This window comes from Plantactinospora sp. B24E8 (assembly GCF_039871735.1).
Lineage (GTDB): Bacteria > Actinomycetota > Actinomycetes > Mycobacteriales > Micromonosporaceae > Plantactinospora.
Genome location: NZ_JBDPMH010000017.1, coordinates 1 through 15,831, shown reverse-complemented (window position 1 = coordinate 15,831; position 15,831 = coordinate 1). Strand labels below are relative to the sequence as shown.

Annotated in this window: 12 protein-coding genes; 6 read left to right on the top strand and 6 right to left on the bottom strand. The window is 70.7% G+C overall.

The features are described 5' to 3' along the window. Window positions 1-3,285, bottom strand: a complete 3,285-nt coding sequence (gene fdh / locus ABGB21_RS22730; protein WP_347657195.1) for a formate dehydrogenase — start codon at window positions 3,283-3,285, stop codon at window positions 1-3. Between the two features lie 227 nt (window positions 3,286-3,512). Between fdh and ABGB21_RS22725 the strand changes: the two genes are divergently transcribed. Continuing rightward, entirely contained in the window at window positions 3,513-4,781 is a 1,269-nt protein-coding gene (locus ABGB21_RS22725; protein ID WP_347679421.1) for a cytochrome P450, read from the top strand. Between the two features lie 327 nt (window positions 4,782-5,108). Beyond that, window positions 5,109-6,089, top strand: a complete 981-nt coding sequence (locus tag ABGB21_RS22720; RefSeq protein WP_347679419.1) for a magnesium transporter CorA family protein — start codon at window positions 5,109-5,111, stop codon at window positions 6,087-6,089. A 174-nt stretch (window positions 6,090-6,263) separates the two neighbouring features. On the opposite strand, the gene ABGB21_RS22715 is transcribed toward ABGB21_RS22720, so the two are convergent. After that, window positions 6,264-7,154, bottom strand: coding sequence for a hypothetical protein (locus tag ABGB21_RS22715; protein WP_347657192.1), 891 nt, complete (start codon window positions 7,152-7,154; stop codon window positions 6,264-6,266). Between the two features lie 257 nt (window positions 7,155-7,411). Here ABGB21_RS22715 and ABGB21_RS22710 point away from each other — a divergent pair, with 257 nt between their 5' ends. Beyond that, window positions 7,412-7,789, top strand: a complete 378-nt coding sequence (locus ABGB21_RS22710; RefSeq protein WP_347679417.1) for a hypothetical protein — start codon at window positions 7,412-7,414, stop codon at window positions 7,787-7,789. After that, window positions 7,786-8,445, top strand: a complete 660-nt coding sequence (locus ABGB21_RS22705; protein WP_347679415.1) for a nucleotidyl transferase AbiEii/AbiGii toxin family protein — start codon at window positions 7,786-7,788, stop codon at window positions 8,443-8,445. Before ABGB21_RS22710 ends, ABGB21_RS22705 begins: the two co-directional genes overlap by 4 nt. Window positions 8,446-8,524: 79 nt before the next feature. Here the strand turns inward: ABGB21_RS22705 and ABGB21_RS22700 are convergent, their stop codons facing one another. Together ABGB21_RS22700 and ABGB21_RS22695 are read right to left on the bottom strand one after the other, a co-directional pair. Beyond that, the gene (locus ABGB21_RS22700; protein ID WP_347679516.1) at window positions 8,525-9,166 is read right to left on the bottom strand and encodes a hypothetical protein; all 642 of its coding nucleotides are present in this window, start codon (window positions 9,164-9,166) and stop codon (window positions 8,525-8,527) included. Window positions 9,167-9,852: 686 nt separating this feature from the next. Next, window positions 9,853-10,737, bottom strand: a complete 885-nt coding sequence (locus ABGB21_RS22695; RefSeq protein WP_347657188.1) for a LysR family transcriptional regulator — start codon at window positions 10,735-10,737, stop codon at window positions 9,853-9,855. Between the two features lie 75 nt (window positions 10,738-10,812). Between ABGB21_RS22695 and ABGB21_RS22690 the strand changes: the two genes are divergently transcribed. Then, window positions 10,813-11,565: a hypothetical protein gene (locus tag ABGB21_RS22690; protein WP_347657187.1), complete on the top strand. Its 753-nt coding sequence runs from the start codon at window positions 10,813-10,815 to the stop codon at window positions 11,563-11,565. Here ABGB21_RS22690 and ABGB21_RS22685 read toward each other — a convergent pair. Together ABGB21_RS22685 and ABGB21_RS22680 are read right to left on the bottom strand one after the other, a co-directional pair. Beyond that, on the bottom strand, window positions 11,555-12,742 hold the full coding sequence (locus ABGB21_RS22685; protein WP_347657186.1) for a M20 family metallopeptidase: 1,188 nt from the start codon (window positions 12,740-12,742) through the stop codon (window positions 11,555-11,557). The genes ABGB21_RS22690 and ABGB21_RS22685 overlap by 11 nt on opposite strands. Window positions 12,743-12,863: 121 nt before the next feature. Further along, on the bottom strand, window positions 12,864-13,754 hold the full coding sequence (locus ABGB21_RS22680; RefSeq protein ID WP_347657185.1) for an isocitrate lyase/phosphoenolpyruvate mutase family protein: 891 nt from the start codon (window positions 13,752-13,754) through the stop codon (window positions 12,864-12,866). Between the two features lie 163 nt (window positions 13,755-13,917). Between ABGB21_RS22680 and ABGB21_RS22675 the strand changes: the two genes are divergently transcribed. Then, window positions 13,918-15,708: a 5'-nucleotidase C-terminal domain-containing protein gene (locus tag ABGB21_RS22675; RefSeq protein ID WP_347679413.1), complete on the top strand. Its 1,791-nt coding sequence runs from the start codon at window positions 13,918-13,920 to the stop codon at window positions 15,706-15,708. Window positions 15,709-15,831 lie beyond the last annotated feature (123 nt).

The window sequence follows — 15,831 nt, the reverse complement described above, 5'->3', positions numbered from 1 at the left end:
TCATTCCTTCCGGTCCGTGCCGTCGTCGGCGCCGTCGCCCGGCCGCTCGGCGGCGGTGACGACCGGCGGGTGGTGACCGTCGAGGCCGGCCCGGCGGCGGTAGTCGGCGATCAGGTCGAGCAGCGCGGGGCCGGTCGGCCGTCGCCCGGCCCGTACGTCGCAGGTGGCGACCTTGCTCTCCTGGATCAGCACGTTCGGGTCCAGGGTGGCGCCGAACAGGTCGTTGGCCGGCTCGCCCCGGACCAGTCCCTCGGTGCCGAAGTGGTACGGCAGCCAGAGCTGGTGGATCACCCGCCCCTCCAGCCGGATCGGGGCCATCCGGTCGGTGACCAGCACCCGGGCCTCGATCAGGCCCCGGCTGGTCACCATGTGCGCCCAACCCAGGTGGGTCAGCCCCCGCTCGACCGCCAGCTCCGGCGAGACCTCCACGAACATCTCCGGCTGCAGTTCGGCGAGGTGGTGCACCATCCGGCTCATCGCGCCGGCGGTGTGGTGCTCGGTGAGCCGGCTGACCGTGAAGACGTACGGGAAGACGTCGCTGTGCTGCTGCGGCGGGCTCGGGTTCGTCGGGTTGTCGGTGCGACGGTAGAGCTTGCGGGTCGGGTTCGCCTGCTGGCCGTAGAGCGGGTTACGCACCGGTGACTCGGCCGGCTCGTAGTGGGTGGGCAGCGGCCCGTCCAGTACGCCGACCGGCGCGTACAGCCAGCCCTTCCCGTCACCCTGCATGATGAACGGGTCGGTGCCGTCGAGCGCGGCGACCCCGGTGGCGTCCTCGGGCGCCCGGTACGACGGCGGTTTGGTCCTCTCGAAGTCCGGTACGTCCTCACCGACCCACTGGCCGGCCTGCTCGTCCCACCAGACGTAGCGTTTGCGTTCGCTCCACGGCCGGCCCTCCGGGTCGGCGGAGGCACGGTTGTAGAGCATTCGCCGGTTCGCCGGCCAGGCCCAGCCCCACTCCGGGGCGACCCAGCTCTGCTCCCGGCCGGGTTTGCGCCGGGCCGCCTGGTTGACCCCGTCGGCGAAGACACCTGTGTAGATCCAGCAGCCGCCGAGTGTCGTACCGTCGTCGCGCATCTCGGTGAAGCTGGCCAGCGGGCGGCGGGTGGCGATCTCGTACCCGTTGATCTCCCGCAGCACCGCCTCGGCGCTCGGCTCCGCCAGCGGACCGTGCGTGGGATAGTCCCAGACCAGCTCCAGCAGGGCCCGGTCCCGGGGCCGGGTCGAACCGGCCAGCCGGTCCCGGACGATCCGGCCGAGGTGGTAGAAGAACCACAGCTCGGAGCGGGCGTCGCCGGGCGCGTCGACGGCCTTCTCCCGCCACTGCAGCAGCCGCTGGGTCTGGGTGAAGGTCCCCTCCTTCTCGACATGCGAGGCGGCCGGCAGGAAGAAGACCTCGGTACGGCAGCGCTCCGGGACGATCTCGCCGGTCTCCACCTCCCGACTGTTCTTCCAGAACGTGGCGCTCTCGATCAGGAAGAGGTCGCGGACCACCAGCCAGTCCAGGTTGGCCAGGCCGAGGCGTTGGGCCCGGCCGTGCGCGGACCCGACCGCCGGGTTCTGTCCGAGCAGGAAGTAGCCCCTGACCTTGCCGTCGATCATGTTGAACACGGTCTGGTAGGTGCCGTGGTCGCCGGTCATCCGGGGCAGGTGGTCGTAGCAGAAGTTGTTCTCCGGGGTCGCCGCCGCGCCCCAGTACGCCTTGAGCAGGTTGACCGCGTACGCCCGGGCGTTGCCCCAGAAGCCCTTCTGGCCGGGGTGCGCGATGGCGGTGACCCAGTCGTCGAATGTCTGGTGCTGCTCATGCTGCGGCATCGGCAGGTACCCGGGCAGCAGGTTGAACAGGGTCGGGATGTCGGTCGACCCCTGGATGCTGGCGTGCCCGCGCAGCGCGAGGACGCCGCCGCCGGGTCGGCCCATGTTGCCGAGCAGCAACTGGATGATCGCCCCGGTCCGGATGTACTGCACCCCGACGGTGTGCTGGGTCCAGCCGACCGAGTAGACCAGCATGGTGGTCCGGTCCCGACCGGAGTTCTCCGTCCAGGCCTTCGCCACCTCCTCGAACTTCTCCCGGGGCACCCCGCAGACCCGCTCCACCATCTCCGGGGTGTAGCGGGCGTAGTGCCGCCGGAGGATCTGGTAGACGCAGTTCGGGTGCTGCAGGGTCTCGTCCCGCATCGTGTTTCCGGAGATCGGCGCGCCGTGCGACTCGTGCCGGAGTCCGGCCGCGCTCTCCCGCTCGGTGACGGTGTCGTTCTTCCCGTTGCTCTCCTGCCCCCGGTACTGCCAGCTGCGCTGGTCGTAGCTGGCCGTCTCCGGGTCGTAGCCGGAGAAGAGGCCGTCGAGTTCCTCGGTGTCCCGAAAGTCGTCGCTGACGATGGTCGCGGCGTTGGTGTACGCCAGCACGTACTCCCGGAAGTCCAGCTCGTTCTCCAGGATGTGGTGCACGATCCCGCCGAGGAAGGCGATGTCGGTGCCGGCCCGGATCGGTACGTAGCTGTTGGCCAGCGCGCTGGTCCGGGTGAACCGCGGATCGACGTGGATGATCTTGGCGCCGCGTTCCTTCGCCTCCATCACCCACTGGAAGCCCACCGGGTGGGCCTCGGCCATGTTAGAGCCCTGGATGATGACGCAGTCACTGTTGATCAGATCCTGCTGGAAGGCCGTCGCGCCACCGCGACCGAAGCTGGTCCCCAGACCGGGGACGGTGGCGGAGTGTCAAATCCGGGCCTGGTTCTCGATCTGGATCGCCCCCATCGCGGTGAACAACTTCTTGATGAGGTAGTTCTCCTCGTTGTCCAGGGTGGCGCCGCCGAGCGAGGCGATGCCCAGGGTGCGGTTCAGTGGGCGGCCCTGGTCGTCGACGTCCTCCCAGGTGGCGTCCCGGGCGGCGAGCACCCGGTCGGCGATCATCTCCATCGCGGTCGGCAGGTCGAGTTCCTCCCACTCGGTGCCGTACGGGCGCCGGTAGAGGACCTTCTGCTGACGCAGCTCGCTGGTGACCAGGTTCAGGCTGGCCGAACCCTTGGGGCAGAGCCGGCCCCGGGAGATCGGGCTGTCCGGGTCGCCCTCGATCTGGGTGACCCGGCCGTCCGAGACGTACACCCGCTGGCCGCAGCCGACCGCGCAGTACGGGCAGACCGAGCGGGCCACCGAGTCGGCGGTGTCGGTACGCGGGGTCAGCCCGGCGGAGCGGGGAGACTGCGCCGCCGCCCCCCGGCCGAGCGGATCGGTGCCGGTGAGCTGCCGGTACACCGGCCACCCTTCGATGAAGGTGCGGATCCCCATTGCCCAGCACCCCCTCCAGGAAATGTCGGTCAGCCCCGACCACCGGTCGTCCCACGGTTCCCGCCGTCCAGGTGGCAGGAACCCGGCGACCCGCCCCGAACCGGGAAACCCCCGTCCGGTTCCGGAAACGCCGTGACCTGCGAGAAGGGATGAAGCGCGGAAACCCACCCAGACCGTAGCCCGGACGATGGTCACCGCGGAGCGGTTTCCGGCAGTACGCTGTCGCGATGTCTGTCGATCAATCTATCGATGCCGATCCGGCCACTCCCCCACGTATCGACTTCGACCACCACTCCCCCGAGTACCGCACCAACTGGCGGAAGATCTCAGACGAATTGCTGACCCGCTGCCCGGTGGCCCGGACCGACGCCTACGGCGGCTTCTGGGTGGTCTCCGACCACGCCAGCCTCAACCAGGTGATGCGCGACGACGCCACGTTCAGTTCGGGCCGCAACACCGCCGACCCGTCGGATCCCCGCCAGGGCATCGTCATCCCGCCGAACCCGCTGCCGCAGATCCCGCTGGAACTGGACCCGCCGGAGTACAACGCGTACCGCCGGATCCTGAACCCGTTCTTCAGCCCGACCGCGGCCCGGGCCAGCGAGCCGTTCGCCGCGCAGGCCGTCGACGCCCTGCTGGACCGGGTCTGCGCTGGCGGCCGGATGGACCTCGTCCTCGACCTCGGCAACCCGATGCCGGCACTGGCCACGATGAAGCTGCTCGGGCTGCCGCTGGACGACTGGCAGACGTACGCCGAGCCGATGCACCGACTCGCCGCGTGCCCGCCCAGCGACCCCGACTTCGCCCACAACGTGCAGGTGGTGGGTCAGCTCGGCGGCGCGATCGCCGCCCTGCTGCCGCGACTGCGGGAAACCCCCGACGAGAGTCTGCTGAGCGCCCTGGCCAACGGCAGCATCGACGGTCGGGCGCTGCCCGACGAGGAGGTCGTGATCATCGCGCTGCTGGTCATCCAGGGCGGGGTGCACACCACCACGGCGCTCTTCGCCCACGCGATGAACTGGCTGGCCGAACACCCCGAGCACCGCGAGCGGCTGCGCGTCGACCCGGCCCTGTGGGAGCACGCCACCGAGGAATTCCTCCGGATCTTCCCGCCGGCGATGGGCTTCGCCCGGACCGCCACCCGCAACGCCGTGGTCAACGGCCAGCAGATCCGGGAGGGCGACCGGGTCTTCATGTCCTTCGCCGCCGCGAACCGCGACCCGTCGGTCTTCACCGAGCCCGACGAGGTGCGCCTCGACCGGACACCGAACCGGCACACCAGCTTCGGCGTCGGCATCCACCGCTGCATGGGGCTGCAGTACGCCCGACTCTGGTTCCGGCTGATGGCGCAGCGGCTGCTGGAACGGATGCCCGACTACGTGATCGACCAGGCCGGCACCCGGCAGAACGAGAGTGTCGGCATCATCAACGGCTACGTGACGATGCCGAGCACGTTCACCCCGAGCGCGCCGCTCGGCGTCGCGATGCCGGACTGACCCCGAGCCGGGAGCCGAACGCCAAGAAACGTCGGACGCCGCGGTCGGGCGGTGACCGTCTCCCGGTCATCGCCCGACCAGGCCGCCGGGCCGGGGTCGGGCCGCCCGGCCCGGCGTCGGGAGACCGGGTACGTCCGGGCCCGCTGTCGACCGTTCGAGGAGTTCCGGGCCGCTCGTGGTTTAGGGCTTTCGCCACCGGCTATCCCGGCGCATGCCCGACCACGCGCCGCGCGGCGTCGTCCCGCCCTGCCTCGACGAGGCGACGACGCCGCGGCCCGGCGTCCCCGGGCGGATCCCGGAACCGGACCTGGAGCGGAGGGGCGACGAGTGGGCGCCTTCCTGACCCGGCTCTACCGCGACGGCGCCCTGGTCGAGGAGAACTTCCCGCCCGAGGAGGTGGGCGACCGGCTCGACCGCGACGACCAGACGTTTGCCTGGCTGGACATCTGCCGGCCGGAGGAACGTGACCTGCGGCTGCTCGCCGAGAAGCTGGGCATGCACGAACTGGCGCTGGAGGACGTGGTCCAGCAGGCCCAGCGGGCCAAACTCGACCGGTACGACACCCACCTGTTCCTGAACACCTACATGGTCCGCCTCGAGGCGTCCGGCGGCCTGGAGCACGTCGAGGTGTCGGCGTTCATCAAGCCCCGGGTGCTGGTGACGGTCCGCTACGACGAGGGGTTCGACATCAGTCAGGTGCTGGCCCGGTGGGACGAGGGCGCCGAACTGGCCCGGTACGGGGTCGCCTTCCTGCTCCACGGGCTGCTCGACACGTTGATCGACGGGCACTTCGCGGCCGTACAGCAACTCGACGCGTCGCTGGAACAGGTGCAGGACGCGATGTTCCACCGTCAGGCGATGAACCGCAACGAGGTGCAGAAGCGGATCTTCCTGGCCCGCCGGGACCTGGTCCGGCTGCGGCAGGTCACCCTGCCGATGCGCGAGGTGGTGAACGCGCTGATGCGGCCGACGATGCACGCCGTCGACACCGAGATGCTCCCCTACTACCAGGACCTCTACGACCACGTGCTGCGGGTGATCGAGTGGAGTGAATCACTGCGTGACCTCGACACCACGATGCTCGAGACGAACCTGACGCTGCAGAACAACCAGTTGAACCTGATCGTCAAGCAGGTCACCGGGTGGGCGGCGATCATCGCCGTGCCGACCGCGGTGACCGGGTTCTTCGGCCAGAACCTCGCCTTTCCCTGGCGGCACACCCACGGCGAGTTCATCGTCTCGCTGGTCGCGACGTTCGGCCTGGCGATCGCGCTGTACCTGGTCTTCCGCAAGAAGGAGTGGATCTGAGTCTTCCGCAAGGAAGGAGTGGATCTGAGTCTTCCGCAAGGAAGGAGTGGATCTGCCTCCGGGACCGGCGGGTCGCGGCGGCCGGCGACACGAAAAGGGGCCGACTCCGGCCGGCCCCTTTCCTGGCTGGTCAGTCCGTTCCCGGACTGCTCCATGTCGCGTTTCCGGGGCTGCTCAGCGCGCGTCCCGCCAGACGTGCGCGACGATGTCCGCGGCCTGGTCCTCCCACTGGGCGTACGCGAACGGGTAGGCCGAGACCTGCACCGCCTGGGCGGCGTCGGTCAGCGGCAGGTCCCGCCAGTCGTTGACCCGCTTCAGCCCGTTGAAGAACGCACCCGCCGAGTAGTCCCGGTCGGTGAGCTGGTCGGGCGCACCCCAACCGGATGACGGCCGCTGCTGGAACAGGCCCAACGAGTCGTGGTCGTTCCAGGCGCCCAGGTGGCCGAGGTTACGCAGCTTCGACTCCTGCAGCGAGGTGGCCACCCCGATCACGGCGCCTCGCGGCCCGACGTCCTGCCGCCGGGCGACCCGCACGATCTCCCGCGCGTTGTCCCACTGGTCGTCGTCCAGGTCGACGTGCGACTGGGCGCCCTGCACCCCGTGCGGGACCAGCGTGTCCCGGCCCGGGTTGTCGTCCGGGTTCGAGCGCCCGTCGTCCGACCTGTCCGGGGCGGTGTTGTGGTCCTGGGTGGGCCGGTCCTGGGCCGCACCGCCCTGCGGGGCGTCCGCCGGCATCGTCTGGGTGTACCCGGCCGGGGTCGCCGGTTGGCCCGGGGCGGCGGTCGTCGTCGCTCCGGACACCCCACCGCCGACGGCGGAGCAGGCGACCGCGCAGGTCAGGCCGGCGACGGCCAGCGCCGTACGCCGGGCAACCGGCTTCTCGGCGAGGGCGGGCAGGTGACGTACCGCCGGGCTCGACGCGATGGCGGGCAGCCACCGCGCGGTGACGGTCTCCGCGGCGGCGGGGATGCGGCGTACGGCCGGATTCTGTGCGACGGCCGGCAGCCATCGCGTGGTGACGGTCTCCGCGATGGCGGGGAGCCATCGCCCGAAGATCGGGTTCATCTGATGGTTGCCCTTTCGATCTGGATTCCGGGAGGTGGCGCTGGGCGCAACGGGCCCCAGCACGCAAGAGGTACGCCCGCGATCCAGGGGGCGGAGCTCGCGGGCGTACCAGCAGGCATAACCAGGCGGGCGGGTCCGGCATTCCGGATTTGCCACCCTGGCCGTCGTGTGGCCCGGGCCGGCGCCCCGAGTCGGACGGCGCGGCGAATTCGGGTAGGGATCAACCGGCTCCGCGACCTTCGGGCTACCCTGAGCGCATGCAGTACGCCGCCGGGGCGTCGACCACCGTGACCCCGCTCGCCCGACCGGGCCGGCCGGCCGTGGTGACGCCGACCGTGACCGAGCTGACCGGGCCGACCCGGGGCCGGGTGACCCTGCCGCTGCGACTGATGTGGGGCCCGGACCGGGTCTTCGAGCTGGCCGACCCGGACCAACTGCTCTGGATGTACGAGAACGTGCTGCGGGAGAGTACCCGCACCGAGGACCTGCGCCGCTACCTCAACGGCCACCTGCTCCGCCGGGTGTGGCCGGCGCTCAACCTGCCCCGTGGGGTACGGATGGCCTGGGAGTCGCGGCACCCGTCGCTGGCCGCCGGCCCGGCCGCCGAATCGTCGGGCGACCGCCGGGCGGCATGACCACCAGCCATCTCGACGACTTCTACCGCCAGGTCGCCCGGGTCGCCCTCTCCGTGGCTGACAAACACGGTTTTGTCCTGGGCGGCGGCATCGCCTGGGCCGCGCACGGGCTGGTCAGCCGCCCCACCGAGGACGTCGACCTGTTCGCCGACATCGACGGGGCGGCGGCGAACGCGGCGGCGGAGGTCCGGGCCGCCCTGACGGCGGCCGGGTTCACCGTCGCCGACGAGGACCCGTCGGCCGATCTTGCCGGACTGTTCGACGGGTTCGCGCTCGACATGAAGGACTTCCTGGTCGGCCAGGGCGGCCGGCGGCTGCGGCTCAGCCTGGGCAGACTCGACCGGCACCGCAGCCCCGTGGTGATGGACCTCGGCCCGGTGATGCACGTCCAGGACCTGGTGGCCAGCAAGACCGCCGCGCTGATCACCCGGCGTGAGGTCCGGGACTACATCGACATCGCCGCCGCGCTGGACCGCTACACGATCGCCGACCTGCTCCGGCTCGCCCACGAGTACGACCCGGCGATCGACCCGGAGGACGTTCCGGCGGTCGGCCGCTACCTGGACAGGCTGCCCGACCGACGCTTCGCCCGCTACGGGCGGGACGCCGAGCAGGTACGGCAGATCCGCGAGAAGCTGGCCGACTGGCCACGCTGACCGGGGTCGGCCCACGGGTACGCCGCTGGCCGGGTCCCCGTGGTGGGGACCCGGCCGGCGGATCGTTCAGCCTTGCTCTTTAGCTGTTGTTCCAGGCGTTGGCGACCAGGTCAGCAGCCTGGTTCTCCCACTTCGCGTACGCGTCCGGGTACGCCGACACCTGCACCTTCTGCGCGGCCACGGTCAGCGGCAGATCCTGCCAACCATCCACCTGCTTCAACCCGTCCAGGAACGCGGTCGTGGCATGCTCCCGGTCCATGATCTGGTCCGGCGAACCCCAACCCGAACTCGGACGCTGCTGGAACAGACCCAGCGAGTCATGGTCGTTGTTGGCACCCAGGTCACCCAGGTTCTCCAACTTCGACTCCTGCAGCGACGTACCCACGGCGATCACCGCGGCCCGCTCGTCCAGACCAGCCTTCTTCGTCGCCTTCACAATCGCCTTCACGTTGTCCGCCTGCTCAGGCGAGATCGGAATCGACGCCTGCGCACCCTGCACACCATGCGGAACCAGCCGGTCCCGCGACGGCTTGTGATCGCCCTTGTCCACGACCACGGACTGCGCCACCAGGTTCACCCCGTGATGCTCAGGAGCGGCCTGCGCGGCAACCGCCGGACCAGCGACAGCGCCACCAACAAACGCCAGACCAGTCAGACCCAGCGCCGTCCTACGAACCAGAGAAGTCTCAGCGATGGCCGGAATCCACCGACCGAACAGCATCCTGTTCATGATCGTTCGTTCCTTCCAATCGGGGATGAACACCCACACACACGGGGGGCATGTGTGCGGTGCCAGAGAAAGAGAACGGCCCACACCAGAAGAACCAACACTCTCCCGGGGACCAGAAGCTCGATCGCCACGTACCAAAGAGGGGCAGGCACTCAAGCGAACGCCATATGTAACGACCGGCAACCCCGGATCATTCCCAGACCCGAACCCATCAGCCCAGCCCAGCGGCCGTGCTACTCAGCCGTACGCGTAATGTAACGACCCCCAGCCCGCCAACATTCCACCGGATCGAGTTGATCATCAACCGGAACCGGACACCGGGAACGACCGGCCGGCAACCACTCGCCTCCGGGGCGGGCATCCCGGAGACCGGACTCCGCACCCGAACATCTCAGTTCCCCCCCGGAGCGTAACCGCGCGGGCAGACCGGACAGTCGGGTCGGTATCTGCCCGCCGGCCCAGCGCACGGCCGGTCAGCCCACAGCGGATCGGCAGCGTCGATTCACTCCCGGGATCGTTTCCAGGAACACCAACCCCACACGGTGGCTGAGGCGACTCTCACCCGCATCGACGGGACGGGCGAACCGGACGGTGAGGGGTTCGGTCGCGGCCCCGACACGTCCTCCCCTTCGGACACCGGGACACCTTACCGCCCGGCCAGATATCATCACTACCCGTCACGCTCCGATGAGGATGCTGACGAACGCACCCACCGCCGGCGCCTCCGCTGCCGCCCGCAGCAGTTCGGTGCGGTGGACCAGCCGCGGAGCGGTGAGCGGCACCATGCAGACCCCGGCGAGACCCGGTACCGCTGACCCGGGCAGTACCGCGAGACCGTGGCCGGCCGCGACCAGGACGAGCAGATTCCGCAGGTCGGTGCCGTCGTAACAGATGGTGGAACGCGGGCTGTCGGAGCGGGCCGCGGCGCCCAGTTCCGACAGGGGCGCGGCCACGTCGGGGGCGTCGATCCAGCGGGCGTCCAGCAGGTCGTCCAACCGGAGTTCGGCGCGCCCGGCCAGCGGGTGGCCGTCGGGAAGCAGCACCGTCAGTGGTTCCTCGGCAATCGCGACGCCGGCGGTGACGCCGAGGTCGGCCAGCGGCAGCGGGTCACTGGGCGCGACCACACCTGTGACAAGGCCGACGTCGTACTCGCCGGTGACAAACCCGGTGGCGACCGCCGACCGGCCGCCCGAGCCGATCGTCACCGCCAGGCCGGGCCGGGACCGGCGTACGACGGCGAGCGCCCGAGCCACCCGTTCCGGTACGGCGAGCGGGGTCACGCCGAGCCGAAGTCGCCCGGGTGGCTCGGCGCCGGCCCGCCGGACGTCCGCCCGGGCCGCGTCCAGCCGGAGCAGGATCGTCGCGGCGTGCTCGAGCAGCCGTTCGCCGGGGCCGGTCGGGCCCACCGGTCGGCGGTGCAGCAGGGCCACGCCCAGGTCCTGTTCCAGAGCCGCGATCTGCTGGGAAACCGCCGACTGGGTGTAGCCGAGCTGGTGCGCCGCCGCGGAGAAGGAGCCGCACCGGGCCACCGCCAGGAAGGTACGCAACAGGTGGGGGTCCACCCCATCAGTATCGCTTATCGATCATGCACGGATCATCGTTTGCGCTGTACAGGCCGGAGCGCCGAGGATGGGGACATGACCGAGCACCACAGCGCGTTCAGCGCCCGGATCGCCCTGGTCGGCGACCGTTCCCCGCACGTACGGGCACACGCCCGGATCCCCGCCCTGCTCGACACGCTCCGTGAACGCGACCGACTCGACCTCGACGTCTACTGGGTCGCCACCTCGGACGTCGAGGACCCGACGACGCTGGTCGGATTCGACGGGATCTGGCTGGTGCCGGGCAGCCCGTACCGCAGCGAGGCCGGCGCGGTCGCCGCCGTCCGGGTCGCCCGGGAGAGCGCCGTCCCGTTCCTCGGCACCTGCGGCGGTTTCCAACACGCCCTGCTGGAGTACGCCCGCAACGTCTGCGGGCTGGTCGACGTGGCGCACGCCGAGAACGCCCCGGACGGGGAGAACCTGCTGGTCGAGGCGCTGTCCTGCTCCCTGGTCGGGCGGGAGGGGACGGTGCTGACCACACCGGGCACCCTCGCCGAACGGGTGCTGGGCACCAGCCGCAGCCAGGAGCGTTACCACTGCTCGTACGGCATCAACCGGTCCTATCTCCGGACCCTCGAGGAGTACGGCCTTCGGCTCAGCGGCTTCGACGCCGACGGTGACCTCCGCATCGCCGAACTTCCCGGACACCCGTTCTTCCTCGCCACCCTCTTCCAACCGGAACTGGCCGGGGACGGGGCCGTCCCGCACCCGGCGATCCGAGCCTTCGCGGCCGCGGCGGCGGTGCGCGCCGAGGGCCACACCGCGCGACCGGCACCGGTCACCGGCTGAGCCGGCGTACCGCCAACTCGGCGAGGAGCGCCGCACCGTCGGCGAGCACGCTGTCGTCGTACGCCGCCCGGGGCGAGTGGTTGGACGGCGCGGTGGCCGGGTCGTCGGTGGTGCAGGCGCCGAGGAAGACGAACGCCCCGGGCACCCGGGCCAGCACCCGGGAGAAGTCCTCCGAGCCGGTCATCGGGTGCTCCATCGGCGTGAACCGTTCCTCGCCGAAGACCTCGCGGACGGTGTCGGCGGCGAACTCGTGCTCGGCGGCGTTGTTGACGGTCACCGGGTACTCCGGCTCGTACCGCGCCTCGACCCGCAGACCGTGCGCGTCGGCGATCTGTTCACAGAGCCGCACCGCGTACGCCCCGACCTGTGCGTCGACGGCGGGATCGAAGGTCCGGACGGTCGCCTCGAACGCCGCCTCGTCCGGGATGATGTTGCGACGGGTACCGGCATGGAAGGTGCCGACGGTGACCACCACCGGCTCGAACGCGCTGAACCGGCGGGTCACCATGGTCTGCAACGCGGTGACCATCTCGCAGGCGACCGGCACCGGGTCCAGGGCCGACTCCGGCCGGGACCCGTGGCCACCGGCCCCGATCACCCGGACGAAAAGACCGGCCGAGGCGGCCATCAACGGCCCGGGTCGGGAGGAGAAGACCCCCCGCTCCAGGATCGACGACAGCACGTGCAGGCCGTACGCGGCCTCGACCGGGCGCCCGGCGGCGGACAGCACGCCCTCCTCGATCATGTGGCGGGCGCCGTCGTAGCCCTCCTCACCCGGCTGGAACATGAAGACCACGTCGCCGGCGAGGTCCGCGCGGCGGGCGGCGAGCAGCCGGGCGGCCCCGACCAGGCCGGCGGTGTGCAGGTCGTGCCCACAGGCGTGCATGAACCCCGGGTGTCGGGAGGTGAAGTCGAGACCGGTCTCCTCGGTCACCGGCAGCGCGTCCATGTCGCCCCTGAGCAGCACCACCGGACCGGGGCGGCCGCCGCGCAGCACGGCGGTGACGGAACTGAGCCCCTTGCCGGTGCTCACCTCCAGGGGCAACGGTTCGAGCGCGGCGAGCACCCGTTCCTGGGTACGCGGCAGGTCGAGCCCCATTTCCGGGATCTGGTGCAACTCCCGCCGCAGGATGGCGAGTTCGTCCTGGATCTCCGCCGCGTCCGCTCGCAGGCCCATCGTGTCCCCGCCCTCTCCGGCCGCCCCGCCGGCTCGTCCGACCGATCCCCAAGATCCTATCCGTCCGGCCGGCCGGTCCGACAGTCGCGGCGGCCACGCATCCCGGTGGTGACCAGCGCTTTCAGGGTTGCTCGGAAACAGCTCCCGGTACGGTTCCTGACCCGCCGGGCTCGGCGGTGGCCCCGTCGGCGAGGTGGAGCCGCTCCTGGATCCGGTGGTAGTCGACCGGGTCGACCGGTGGCACCGCCCCGGTACGGGCGGCGGCCGCGGTGGACAGTGCGGCCGCCAGGGCGTGCCGGTAGAGGGCGGAGCCGGTGCTGACCCTGGCCACCCCGACGGCACCGAGCCCGGCGAGGTCGGCACCGGGATACCAGAGGATGTTCAGCGGCAACGGCACCGCGGCCGTCACCACCCCGATCCGGCCGGGGTCGGTGAGGCCGGGTACGAAGACCCCGGACGCGCCGGCGGCCCGGTACCGGGTCAGCCGGTGGAGGGTCTCGTCGAACCTGCTGTTCTCGTCCGCCCCGGTCCGCAGCCAGTAGGTGTCGGTGCGGGCGTTGACAAAGAGTCCGGGCGCGGCGGCGACGACCGCGCCGATGATGGCCGCCTGCTCGTCCGGGGTACGCAGCCGCCCGTCGGCCCGGCCGTCCTCCAGGTTGATTCCGGCGACGCCGAGCGCGGCGAGTTCGGCACCGAGCGCGGCGATCGTGGCGGCGTCGTCGTGGTAGCCGTTCTCCAGGTCGACGGTGAGCGGCACCGGAAGCCGGGGCACGAGCCGTCGGGCCAGTTCCACCGCGCGGTCGGCGCCGTCGCCGTCGCCGTCGGGGGAACCGGCGGCGGCGTTGACGCCGAGACTGGTGGTGCCGATCGCCGGGAAGCCCGCGTCGGCCAGCAGCAGGGCGGAGGTGACGTCCCAGGCGTTGGGTAGGACGAATGGCCGGCCGACGCGGTGGTGCAGCGCGGCGAAGGTCTCGGCCGGTCCGGGGCGGCGCCGGGTACGGGGTTCTTCCATGTCATCGACGGTAGGTCCCGGACACTTCGGTGCCGACCACAGTGTCGGCGACGAGGGCTCGGGGCACCGCCGGGTAACGGGTGAGCTGGCAGGAGGCGGAGCCGATGGTTAGGGTGCCCTCGGCGCCCACCAGGCGCTCGTCAACCCCTGAGAAAGGCTCGGCATGTCCCCTCTCACCGGCCCCTCCCGGCGCCAGGTGCTCGCGGTCGCCGCCGCCGCCGCGACAGCGCCGCTTGTCGCCGCGGCACCGGCACAGGCCCACGGTCCGACCAGGCCGAAAACCTACGACCTCACCGTGCTGGGTACCTCCGACACCCACGGCAACGTCTACAACTGGGACTACTACCGGGACGCGGAGTACGACGACAGCGCACACAACGACGTCGGCGTGGCGAAGCTGGCCAGCCTCGTCACGCGGATCCGGGCCGAACGGCGCGGTCGCGCGACGCTGGTACTGGACGCCGGTGACACGATCCAGGGCACCTCGCTGGCCACGTACTACGCCAAGCAGGAACCGATCACCTCCACCGGTGAGACGCACCCGATGGCCCGGGCGATGAACATCCTCGACTACGACGCGGTGACGCTCGGCAATCACGAGTTCAATTACGGGCTGCCGCTGCTCGACCGGTGGATCCGGCAGCTCGGCTTCCCGGCGCTGGCCGCGAACGCGGTCAACGAGAGGACCGGCAAGCCGGCGTTCACCCCGTACGTCATCAAGAAGGTCTCGCTCGGACCCGGCGCCCCGACCCTGCGGGTCGGCATCCTCGGCCTGACCAACCCGGGTACGGCGATCTGGGACCGGGCCCACGTCGAGGGCAGACTCCGGTTCGAGGACATGGTGGCGACCGCCGCGCGCTGGGTGCCGGTGATGCGGCAACGTGGCGCCGACGTCGTACTGATCTCCGCGCACGGCGGCGACAGCGGCACCTCCAGCTACGGCCCGGAACTGCCGAACGAGAACCCGTGCGCGCTCATCGCCGAACAGGTGCCCGGGATCGACGCGATCCTGTTCGGACACGCCCACGCCGAGGTGGTCGAGCGGTTTGTCGTCAACCGGGTCACCGGCGAACGGGTGCTGATGTCGGAGCCGTCGAAGTGGGGCCAGCGGCTCACCCGGATGGACTTCACCCTGGAACGGCAGCACGGCCGCTGGCGGATCACCGGCAAGCGGGCCACCATGCTGAACACCAACACGGTGCCGGAGCATCCGTTGGTACTCGCGGCCGTCCGCCGGCAGCACGACAAGACCGTCGCCTACGTCAACCAGGTCGTCGCCACCTCGGCGGTGGAACTGTCGGCGGCGGAGTCCCGGTACAAGGACACCCCGATCCTCGACTACATCAATCAGGTGCAGACCGACGTGGTCACCGCCGCGCTGGCCGGCAGTCAGTACGCGAGCCTGCCGGTGCTGTCGATCGCCGCGCCGTTCAGCCGTACTGCGGTCTTCCCGGCCGGCGACGTACGGATCAAGGACGTGGCCGGGCTCTACATCTACGACAACACGCTGGAAGCGGTGGTGCTCAGCGGCGCCGAGGTACGGGCCTATCTGGAGTACTCGGCGAAGTACTTCCGGACCCTCGGCCCGGGCGCACCGGTCGACCCGGCGGAGATCAGCGACCCGGCGGTGCCGGACTACAACTACGACACCCTCTCCGGCGTCGACTACGACATCGACATCAGCCGGCCGGTGGGGCACCGGATCACCCGGCTCGTCCGGTCAGGCACCGACACCCCGGTCGCCGACACCGACCAGTTCGTGGTCGCGGTGAACAACTACCGGCGCAGCGGCGGCGGCAACTTCCCGGGCATCGTCAAGACCCAGGTCTACAACGCGCAGCAGGAGATCCGCCAGCTGCTGATCGACTGGGCGCAGGAGCGGGGCAGCATCGACCCGGCCGACTTCTTCCAGCCGAACTGGCGGCTGGTCCGGGAGGGCGTACCGGTCTTCTAGGCCGTGTGTCATAAGTGCCCTGTGGTCCTGGCTGTGAGGTAGATCGGCTGGGCGTGTCGGTGACCGGGATGCGGTGAGGTCTCCGGTAGATGGGTTATCGACCAAGACAACCATCTGCACGGA

What these genes read in the sequence shown, in the direction of transcription:
- ABGB21_RS22725 (WP_347679421.1), top strand. Translation starts at nt 3,513, where the DNA reads ATGTCTGTCGATCAATCTATCGATGCCGATCCGGCCACTCCCCCACGT.
- ABGB21_RS22715 (WP_347657192.1), bottom strand. Translation starts at nt 7,154, where the DNA reads ATGAACCCGATCTTCGGGCGATGGCTCCCCGCCATCGCGGAGACCGTC.
- ABGB21_RS22710 (WP_347679417.1), top strand. Translation starts at nt 7,412, where the DNA reads ATGCAGTACGCCGCCGGGGCGTCGACCACCGTGACCCCGCTCGCCCGA.
- ABGB21_RS22705 (WP_347679415.1), top strand. Translation starts at nt 7,786, where the DNA reads ATGACCACCAGCCATCTCGACGACTTCTACCGCCAGGTCGCCCGGGTC.
- ABGB21_RS22700 (WP_347679516.1), bottom strand. Translation starts at nt 9,166, where the DNA reads ATGCTGTTCGGTCGGTGGATTCCGGCCATCGCTGAGACTTCTCTGGTT.
- ABGB21_RS22690 (WP_347657187.1), top strand. Translation starts at nt 10,813, where the DNA reads ATGACCGAGCACCACAGCGCGTTCAGCGCCCGGATCGCCCTGGTCGGC.
- ABGB21_RS22685 (WP_347657186.1), bottom strand. Translation starts at nt 12,742, where the DNA reads ATGGGCCTGCGAGCGGACGCGGCGGAGATCCAGGACGAACTCGCCATC.
- ABGB21_RS22680 (WP_347657185.1), bottom strand. Translation starts at nt 13,754, where the DNA reads ATGGAAGAACCCCGTACCCGGCGCCGCCCCGGACCGGCCGAGACCTTC.
- ABGB21_RS22675 (WP_347679413.1), top strand. Translation starts at nt 13,918, where the DNA reads ATGTCCCCTCTCACCGGCCCCTCCCGGCGCCAGGTGCTCGCGGTCGCC.